At 67.0% G+C, this 448-nt stretch carries 1 protein-coding gene; it reads left to right on the forward strand.

Annotated elements, in window-relative coordinates:
* The coding region (locus KDL01_RS42040) for an aminotransferase class I/II-fold pyridoxal phosphate-dependent enzyme (protein WP_212534285.1) at positions 1-363 on the forward strand (363 nt) is incomplete at its 5' end.
* Positions 364-448 lie beyond the last annotated feature (85 nt).

Here is a 448-nt window from a genome sequence, read left to right on the forward strand (position 1 = left end):
GCCGTACACCATCTGCGGTCCTCCGAGGTCGAGCGGGAACAGCTCTGGTCGAACGCGCAGTTGATGCACCGACTGCTGAACGAGCGTGGCATCCCCTTCATTTCGGACCAGACGCACATCGTGTCCGTCATGGTGGGGGACGAGGCCGTGTGCAAGCGGATGTCCGCGCTGCTGCTTGACCGGCACGGAATCTACGTGCAGGCGATCAACGCGCCGAGCGTGCGGGTCGGTGAGGAGATCCTGCGGGTCGCCCCCGGAGCCGTGCACACCGCCGACGACGTACGCGAATTCGTCGACGCTCTGAGCCAGGTCTGGGAGGAAGTGGGCTCCGCCCGCGTGCCGGCGACCCCGGCCGCTCTCTGATCCGTCCACGTCAAGATGTGCGGGCCACGGCTACGCCGGCCAGATGTGCGGACTCCGGTTCTCGGGGAGGGCGGTGTGTCTTTGA

Source organism: Actinospica durhamensis (assembly GCF_018139695.1).
GTDB lineage: Bacteria > Actinomycetota > Actinomycetes > Streptomycetales > Catenulisporaceae > Actinospica > Actinospica durhamensis.